9 protein-coding genes and 1 tRNA gene are annotated in these 8,848 nt (G+C 44.5%); 2 read left to right on the top strand and 8 right to left on the bottom strand.

Going from position 1 to position 8,848, the window contains the following annotated elements; translation table 11 throughout:
* Window positions 1-122: 122 nt before the first annotated feature.
* Both FGQ85_RS17695 and FGQ85_RS17690 read left to right on the top strand, forming a co-directional pair.
* Window positions 123-794: a hypothetical protein gene (locus FGQ85_RS17695; protein ID WP_138374119.1), complete on the top strand. Its 672-nt coding sequence runs from the start codon at window positions 123-125 to the stop codon at window positions 792-794.
* A 106-nt stretch (window positions 795-900) separates the two neighbouring features.
* A complete protein-coding gene (locus tag FGQ85_RS17690; RefSeq protein ID WP_138374118.1) occupies window positions 901-1,419 on the top strand; it encodes a helix-turn-helix transcriptional regulator in 519 nt (172 codons plus the stop codon).
* Window positions 1,420-1,710: 291 nt separating this feature from the next.
* Here FGQ85_RS17690 and FGQ85_RS17685 read toward each other — a convergent pair whose 3' ends face one another.
* The 8 genes from FGQ85_RS17685 to FGQ85_RS17650 all read right to left on the bottom strand — a co-directional run bounded on the left by FGQ85_RS17685 (window position 1,711) and on the right by FGQ85_RS17650 (window position 8,674).
* Window positions 1,711-2,565 carry an Rpn family recombination-promoting nuclease/putative transposase gene (locus tag FGQ85_RS17685; RefSeq protein WP_138374117.1) on the bottom strand — a complete coding sequence of 285 codons (855 nt, stop codon included), beginning with the start codon at window positions 2,563-2,565 and terminating at the stop codon, window positions 1,711-1,713.
* Between the two features lie 113 nt (window positions 2,566-2,678).
* Window positions 2,679-3,143: a glycine/sarcosine/betaine reductase component B subunit gene (locus FGQ85_RS17680; protein WP_138374116.1), complete on the bottom strand. Its 465-nt coding sequence runs from the start codon at window positions 3,141-3,143 to the stop codon at window positions 2,679-2,681.
* A gap of 27 nt (window positions 3,144-3,170) precedes the next feature.
* Window positions 3,171-3,941 carry a proline reductase cluster protein PrdD gene (gene prdD / locus FGQ85_RS17675; protein WP_087168692.1) on the bottom strand — a complete coding sequence of 257 codons (771 nt, stop codon included), beginning with the start codon at window positions 3,939-3,941 and terminating at the stop codon, window positions 3,171-3,173.
* Window positions 3,942-4,069: 128 nt separating this feature from the next.
* On the bottom strand, window positions 4,070-4,795 hold the full coding sequence (gene prdB / locus FGQ85_RS17670; protein WP_087168693.1) for a D-proline reductase (dithiol) protein PrdB: 726 nt from the start codon (window positions 4,793-4,795) through the stop codon (window positions 4,070-4,072).
* Window positions 4,792-5,088, bottom strand: a complete 297-nt coding sequence (locus FGQ85_RS17665) for a CBO2463/CBO2479 domain-containing protein (protein WP_171028009.1) — start codon at window positions 5,086-5,088, stop codon at window positions 4,792-4,794. Before FGQ85_RS17665 ends, prdB begins: the two co-directional genes overlap by 4 nt.
* Window positions 5,089-5,104: 16 nt before the next feature.
* Window positions 5,105-6,955: a D-proline reductase (dithiol) proprotein PrdA gene (prdA, locus tag FGQ85_RS17660; protein ID WP_087254615.1), complete on the bottom strand. Its 1,851-nt coding sequence runs from the start codon at window positions 6,953-6,955 to the stop codon at window positions 5,105-5,107.
* Window positions 6,956-7,066: 111 nt separating this feature from the next.
* Window positions 7,067-8,395: a proline reductase-associated electron transfer protein PrdC gene (gene prdC, locus FGQ85_RS17655; RefSeq protein ID WP_087254618.1), complete on the bottom strand. Its 1,329-nt coding sequence runs from the start codon at window positions 8,393-8,395 to the stop codon at window positions 7,067-7,069.
* Window positions 8,396-8,576: 181 nt separating this feature from the next.
* A tRNA-Sec gene (locus FGQ85_RS17650) sits at window positions 8,577-8,674 on the bottom strand.
* Between the last annotated feature and the right edge of the window lie 174 nt (window positions 8,675-8,848).

The raw sequence follows: 8,848 nt of genomic DNA, 5'->3' as shown, positions 1-8,848 counted from the left end.
CAAAATTTTTACCTGGCAACCATTGCTTGCATCGGAAACTGATACTTTCTTTCTCTTATTTACACTCTATGCTATAATAATGAAGTCGAAAATTATCAGGGAATAATAGAAAGGAATCTCAGATGGATCAGAAAGAAAAAAAGAAATGGATTGCATTTTTTATTATCGGAATCACTTATTCATGTATACTTTATATTTTCAACATGTATCATGTTTTATCTAAACCCGCTCCATCCTGGATCACCATGCTGTTGGATCACTGGTGGATTATTTATCTGCTCGAGTTCTTTCTCCCAGTATTTTTGATCCGCTTTTTCCTGCATGAACCATTAAACAGATATGGATTTCATTTTAGTCAGATTATTTCTCAGATACTTTTTGCTGTTTTCCTGATATTCCTTCTGATTTTTCTTGGTAATCCAAGTCGTTTCATCTCTCATCTTTTAGAAGTATGGAACATCTGCCTGATCCATATGAGATATCATTATCTACACACCTTTTTACCAGGAGCTGATTTTTTCCTGGCATTATTAGGCCAAAACATGCTTTATCATGGATTTTTGCTGACCTTTTTTCAGGATATCTTTCGCAATAAACTGGCTGGCGTTTTACTGGTCGGTCTGTTGTATGCATTATCTTCCGATATTTCTTCACTTAATCTTTTTTCATTTTGTCTGAGCTTTTTCTATGCTGTTTTATATGCTTCTATCAGAACATTTGCTCCTGGGAAATGCACGATTTTTTCACTCACGTTCGCACAATATTTATCAGAATTTTACTGGGGCATTTACTAATCATCCAATATAAGGCATTTGACACTTATTGTAATTTTCTGGAATTTATGTTAATATTATATCAGTTTCAGGCAATATTGATTTTGCTGAAAGGAGGAAGATAGTTATGCAGATCGGAAGTTACTTAAAAGAGCATCGTAAAAGCCGGCATTTCACGCAAGAGCAAGTGGCAAATGAATTGCATATCAGCCGCCAGGCCATTTCCGCCTGGGAGAATAATGCATCCTTCCCGGATCTGGAAAATCTTGTCCTCCTGAGTCAGCTTTATCAGACGAGCGTTGACAGTCTGATCGGCAATGTTACACCAGAGAATACACTCGATATACAAGAGCAAACGGCAGATCTCCAAGAAGTACTACCCTCTGCCGAGCCGGCCGTTACAGAGGCAACTTCCGGCGAAACTCTTGTTTCCAGTGCAGAAGATGCAGTAAATTCCAAATTGGAGAACATTTTTCTCATCGTGCTCGCCATTGCCGCATTTGAGCTTCCTTTTTTGGGCGTTTTTCTTTTGATCTATGTTATTAAAACAGTAAAATCCCGCCCATACTTTAAAGGAATTGTCCTTTTCATCTGTGTGGCATGTATCATTCACGATTTGATTTATTACGCCCAGTTTTTCTCATAAATCGATGGCAGAAAAATAAACCCGAAACAGATCTGTCTGATCCCGTTTCGGGTTTTTCATATCCCATTCTTCTCCTCTTAAAGAACAGTAGTTATCCGCTTCTAAGATCAAGCCAAAAAGAAAAAAACACATTTGATAATAGAATTCCTCTGCTTTTCATTGAAATTCTGTCGAAATGACAGCGATTGATGTGTACCATAGACAGTAATACAGATACAACAAAACATCCGTTTCTGTCATATCTGTATCCTATAATCAGCTTTTATAATAATTTAAATAGACCGATGCATCTTACTCTTTGATTTTCTGCTCAAATTCCTCAACGGAACCGCATTCCAGAGCTATTTGGAACCATTGATCCAGCATTCCCGAATTAGTTTCCTTAGTAATTCTTTCATTGAGTGATTCCGGGACTTTTCCGTACGCCGAAAGCACCTTTAAGACAAATTCAGCTTTACCTTCGACTCTTCCCCGGCTTCTTTCATCTCTCAGCATTTCTTCCAGCACCATGAATCTTTCCTCCATTTCCCGGCTCTGCTTCACATACGAAATAAACTCCTGAAGCTTCTGGACATAGGGATCTCCAAAATCCTGTTGGCTCTCCTTTAGTTCTGCTCTGACAAATCTCAGAAATGTTACCAGTTTGCCCGGAACTTCTGAGTCATTCTTCCCGCGGGTATTCAGAAATAAAATCTTCCGTCCGTCTTCCAACGATGCTTCCTCTGTTTCCTGACAGACCGACTGAAAGGTATAGCGGTATTTTCCTGCTTCAAAAGGATCGAAATCGCACAAAAAGATCACATAGGTATTGGGAAGTTCCGTGTAGTCCTCCCCGCTCATCAGAAGTTCCATATCCATCTGGCTCTGATAATAGCGGCTCCTTTTTCCTAAAACCGGCTTTTTCTCTGCCTGCATCTCAATATTGTAGTGTGTATGCTCCTCATCTCTGGCATAAACATCCAGGCGGACGCCCTTATATTCCGGATGGTAAACGATGCTCTTTTCCTTACTGACCTTAACCTGGTCGATCTCAATTTCCAGCACCATTTCCAGAAATTCCTTACAATTTTCTTCGTTTACCATAACGGCGCCAAAGAGAAAGTTATCCTTGATTGTCAGTTCCTGTAGTGTTTTTCTTTTTTTCATATGAATCCTCCATGCGCAGAGGAATCCTATGCCTTTATTATACGACGAAAGCAGGAAGAATTCCACCCACAATCTCCCTGCTTTCCTGTATTTTTCAACACATTTTCAATTTTCTATCGTTTTCGCATTTTCAGTTTCAGCATTGCCGTTGCTTTTCGTGCATCCATGATGTCTACCGCATTTTCGCCGACCACGTCGGTCTCTACGCCCTTTGGATTTTTATTCATATCAACAATCGTATCCATATACGGATTGGTCACCACGAACTGTCCGGCCGTTCCGGAAAAGTGGATTCCCACCACCGGAATGTCGCGTTTTCCGAGCTGTTCGATTGTATTGGCATAATCGACATCGCTGTTTCCCCATCCGTCTGCAGAGATGATCACGCCGTCCGCGCGCATTCCTTCCGCCCAGACAGCCGCTCTGGTTCCTACAAGGATCTTGTCCTGCTGATCCTGTGGTGTTCCTACGATAAGGATTCCCATCAGATCCAGATCCTCATCGGCTGACACTACATCCAGAAGCGGATCGCGGAAGTTGTGAAGTGTTGTTTCTTTTGTTGAAGGTCCGATTCCCATTCTCTGTCACCCCTTTTCGTTCTTTTTCTACTGCATGGACCGCAGAATTCCGTCACGGTATTCGTTTGGTGTTACTAGAACCGGCATATTTCCCATATCGATGATGGAGCGGCCTCCTTCCACGCCTGATGGTTCTTTTGCGAAGAGATGCATGTCATACATAGCTCCCTGCCCGGCCACCTGTTTGATAATGAGTACTTTTTTCTTTCCCGGACGTACCACATCGTAATATTCGTGACGTTCTGTGCAGCGGTCCCCATGAAATTTCTTCAGCTGTTCCCGGAGTTCTTGGACAAATTCATCACATGCGCTGTGTGCCGCCGTTACCCCTGCCCGGATCTGACCCATTCCTTCCTGAAGCGTCACATCAAAGGCAATCATGATATCTCCTTCTCCTGGCGTCCCGGCTCTTCCGTAACAGATCTGCTCCTTCAGGTTTCCTTCCGAGGATCCGAATTCATGTGTCTGCTTTCCTACAGTATCCACGCCTGTCAGGATCACATAGACACCTGTCAGCGTATGAGTAATTCCTTCCCCGATATTTCCAAGTACTTTCGCTGAAATCGGGATAATGTCCATAATCGTATTGGTATACTGATCACGTTCTTCCGGTTTGATAATCCGGAAAGAAATATCTGATATATAGTCTTCTTTTCCACGTTTGTAGCGGTCTGCGCTCTCTTTATCCACAGTCAGCACGCCGCTTTCCTCCACCTTGTTCTCCTCGCCCCACATAGCTTCCCGTATGTGGTAGGCTTTAATCACAAGCCGGCGGAGCTGTTTTGTCTCTTCTCCCATGGCATTTGATTCCTTTCCTGTTGATCCTTTTTTATCATAACACACTTTTCACTTTCAGAAAATGATATTTGATTTTCAAATGAAAATAGGGATCTGTACACTCTGTACAGATCCCATAATGATTTGCATCAAACTTTTGCAATGTATTCAAATGGAAGCGGAACTACCTTTCCTGGAGTATCGATTGCAACGAGCTGCTCCAGAGTTGCTTTTACAATCTCTGTCTGCATTTCTACGTTGTTCGGTTCTCCGGCATTTGCTCCCATTGGTACGAGCGGTGCTACCGCACGTGGTGTACCTGTCTGACGAACAACAGGTGGAAGGGCTGCGATGATAATTGTAGGAATACCAGCCTCTTCAATCGCTCTCTGCACCAGTACTGCAGAGCGGTGGCAGGTACCTCATCCAGCTGTGAGGATGACTGCGTCGACATCCTCTTCTTTAAACATCTGTGCGATGGCCGGACCAGTTTCATGTTTGAATTTCTCCTGATTTCCACCGCCGCCCATGAATCCTGCGTGTACCGGAGCACATGCTCTGATAAATCCTTCTTTTGCAAGTTCATGGATTCTGTCGATCGGGAACATACAGTTGATGTCTTTGTTTACATCACCGTTATCATATCCACCATGTGAAACCATCAGTTCACTGGATGGAGTTGTATTTTCAATCTTTCTCCATGTGAAGTCTCCGGCAAGATTAAATCTTTCCTGGCTTTTCTTATGGACACCTGCTGCAGTAGCAAGAGCAATAGACATATCTTTAATCTCTTTTGTTACTGGAGTCCATACTGCCGGCGGAGTAATCGGAACATAAATTTCAGATTGTAAACCTTTCACAACCGTTAAGCTCATTTTGAAACCTCCTCATGATTTTCATTCAATTCGCGCATCTCTTTCTGACGCCTCTTGTAGATATCAAGGTTGCTGACGTACTTCTCATTGATCTCCGGCCCCATCTGCTCTACGAAGCTCATGTTCCATGCCACTTCCTGTCCGACTTTGACCGGATAATCTGTGATCAGCATCCGCATCGGAATCTTCAGATAGCCGAGCCTTCCTTTCAGGTCAACTCCTACGCATCCGTCATGTACCTCGACGATGACGCCTTCCATTCTTATGATTTTATCTCCATATTTCAGTTCCATACGTCATTACCATCTATTAATCGTATTTTTCTTTTCTCTTCTGGCTCATCGGGAGAGACTGCTCATTTGCAACGAGATCAATCTTTGTTCCTGTTGCCTTTTCGATCATCTCGATGTTGTTTGCCTTGACATTCGGATTCCATTTCTTTTCTGCCGGTTTTACTTCCTCGCCTGCCATTGCTGCTTTCAGCATTGCGATTGCACGTACTGCTTCTTCTTTACACAGTGTGTTGCATGCAAGAACTTCATTTTCGATACCGGATTCAGATTTATTGTTGTCAACCATGTTTGTCATATACGGATTTCCAACAACGAGTGCACCCTGTACAGCACAGAAAGATAATCCAACTACCGGGATTCCTCTCTTTCCGATCTGCTCATGATGACTTGCAAAATCAATGTGGTTATTTCCAAAGCCTTCTGTTGTGATAAATGCACCGTCAACATCCAGAGCTTCTACTGTCTGTCCGACACGTTTGGATACATAGAACTTCTCTGCGTTGATCTGCGGGCTTCCTACGAAAAGAACGCCGCAGAGGTCAAGCTCTTCGTCATGGAGTGCTTCCAGTACGAGAGGCTCTCTCCAGTAGTGTCTGGACATCTCTTTGGATGCAGGTCCGATACATGTCAGTGCATGGATACATCCATCAAGCACTTCCAGCGGAGATGTCATAACCGGAACGTTTCCAAGGTCTACATTTGGTTTCGCTCCAAGTACTCCTACCGGCTCCATTGGAAGGATCAGGTTATCATGCATAGCGCCCTGTCCCATGATCTCTTTTACGATGACTACTTTTTTCTTTCCAGGATGTCTGAGATGTTCAAACTCCTCTGTATCAACAACAAGTGAGTCGTCCAGTTTCTTAAGGGCTTCACGGATCTCCTGTGTGATCACGTCTGTCGCTGTATGTGCAGCGAGCGGGCCCGGACGCTCCATGTTTGTTCCTTCTTTGATGATCACTTCTGTCTTGATGAAGATCTCACCCTTATCCGGTGCTCCCGGACGTCCCCACATGATGTTCTCATCCAGGTATCCTTCGGAAGAACCGAACTCACCGATCTGAACGCCGTTTGCATCTGTACCTGTTACCATCATAACAACGCCGTCAAGTACACGTGTTACACCATTTCCGATTTCAGCTTCGCCTTCTTTTGTGGCAATCGGCTGTACGTCCATGATTGTGTTGGAGTATGTGTGGTACATCTCCGGTGTGATAATATCAATCTTTAAGCTGTTTACCAGTTCCTGGCCTGCAGCTGCTTCTTCTTCGATTCCTTCACGGATGTAAAGCACTGTTCCGTCGATCTTTGTCTCCGGTCCTCTCTTTACTTCAGTGATTTTGAAATGCTTTCTTGTGAGTGTTCCCATCACTCTTGCTTCTTTTTCTTCTGCTGCCGGTGCCGCTGCTACTGCCACCGGAGCCGGTGCTGCTGCTACTGCAGAGCCTCCCATGATGCCAACCGGGATTTCCAGATTGATATCTTTTCCTTCTCCGATATGGAGTTTAAATACTCCACCCGGTACTGCTGCCGGTGCCGGAGCCGGCACTTCCGGCTGAACTGCCGGTGCTTCTTCTTCAGCTGTTTCTTCTTTTACCGGTTCTTCCGCAGAAGCTTCTTTGTATCCTTCTACGACATCCGGTGTAAGTGCTGTAAGTGAATCACATGTTTTTTTCAGTTTTGCACCAAGAACCTGTTCAATCGTAAGGACGCCTTCCAGATTCAGAAGTCCTGAATCTACCAGATCATCAAAGATCGCCGGATCCTCAAGATTTGCAGCTTCGATTGTGATGCCCTCTTCCGCCCTGCAGCAAAGCACGGCCGGATCTTTTGCATGAGCTTTCGCTGTTTCAGCTGTAATTGACATGTTTCATTCCCTCCTTGATTTTCTCCTTCGGCTCTTCGCCGTTTTCTATATATACAACCACACCGCATGGTGACGCAGAATGTGATGTACTTTTATGCCATACCGTTTCTTTTATTTCCCGTCTGGAAACTGTTCTACATGCTTGGAAACTCTCAGATATCTGTATAATGGATGTCCGATTGTTCTCATGACATGGTCTGTCTGATGGAATACTTTCAGTTTCATCTTCGGAGCAGATCCCATAACTGTGTTGGAACAGTCGGAGCAGTTACCGATAATGATGTATTCACATCCGTCTTTTTTAAACTGGATGTTATTCTTTGCCTGTCCTGGGCAGTTACCCGGTCTTTCACACTTAAGCGGTGCGCCCGGCTTGTTCTCAACAGCCTGCTTACATCTTGCTACAGATGCTACAACACCGTTCATCTTTTCGCAGATATCTCTCATACGTGCTTCGCTTCCGCCGCATGCGCAGACAAGAAGTCCGACTTTTGCACCGTGAAGGTTCGGGAAATCGATGGTCACGATGATACCGCCTGTCGTCTTTGTAACAGGAGCATCGAGATCTGTCGGATTTCCGGTGAAAGGTCCTCCCATAATGATCTCTCCGTATACGCCGTCAATACCGCCCGCACGTTCGATCATTTCCCCAACGCTTGTCCCTACTGGAACATTCATGAAGACGTGCGGCTCGTTTCCGCCGTTAAGCTTGCCGATTACTGTCATGTTCTTGACAAAGCACGGCTTTCTCTCCTCGATAGCTTCTGCCACTCTGGAGATCGTCTCCACATTGACTACTACCGCATTGGCAGCAGATGGAAGCTGTGTTGTCTCAAGCTCGATTCCTAGACACTCTCTGACAACCGCTCTTTCCTCTCCCATCGGGTAGATGTCCGGAAGAAGGTGGATCGTCATGGCTTCTTCATCTTTAATTGCAGTCCGAAGTGTCTCTACTGCTTTTTCATTTTTCTTCTTGATTGCAAAAATCGCTTTGTCAGCGCCTGCGATATCCATACAATATTTCACGCCGCGTACGATCTTGTCGCTCTCGGCCTCGATCTGTCTGATATTATGGTATAGACCAGGCTCACACTCGGCTGCATTGATAAGGATATAGCCATGATCCAGATGCGCGTCCAGCTTGATTCCTGTCGGGAATCCTGCGCCGCCCATGCCGACTACTCCGGCTTCTTTCACCATCTCAAGCGGTGTGCCCTCGGAAATCTTTTCGTACTCATCCGGCTGTTCTTCATCCGGCCTGATCACGATGCGATCTTCCTTTACTTCTTCTACCACACCGTAAACACTGGAGAAGATGTTCGCTCCAAGTCCGGTCGGTTTTGCTACAAGTGTACCCTTTTTTACCACATCTCCGGCTTTTACAACCGGTTCACATGGCGCTCCTACGTGCTGACGCAGTAAAAGTTGAATGTTTCCCATAACAACATGCTCCTTTTCTTTATATTTTATACGGGATATGAGCTCGGTCTCCAATATACGATCTGTCTCCCGTCGTGATCCACAGCAATGTTTGTTTATTGATGATTTCTATAAGATACTCAGCGCGGTCATTTCCCGGCTGATATCTGAAGCCCGCATATTTACAGGCCTGTTTTCTTTCTGGCGGAGGCATGTGGGAATCGAACCCACCCAGGACGCTCCTAACGCCCTACACTGGTTTTGAAGACCAGGAAGCACACCAGTTACTCATCTACCTCCATGTTATGCTTTTTCGCATAGACAATTTACCACACTTGACGGCAAATTTCAACAGAAAAATAATTAAATTTTTGTCAATTGTATTTTAGCAAATAGCGTTAGTGTATAATTATTATTGGCAAAAATAGGAATTTTTCCTAAATAAAAAGGGAAGCAGAGAAAATCCCTACTTCC

This window comes from Pseudoflavonifractor sp. BSD2780061688st1 E11 (assembly GCF_005844125.1).
In the GTDB taxonomy this organism is placed as follows: domain Bacteria; phylum Bacillota; class Clostridia; order Lachnospirales; family Lachnospiraceae; genus Sellimonas; species Sellimonas catena.
This window is presented reverse-complemented; position numbering and strand designations above follow the sequence as displayed.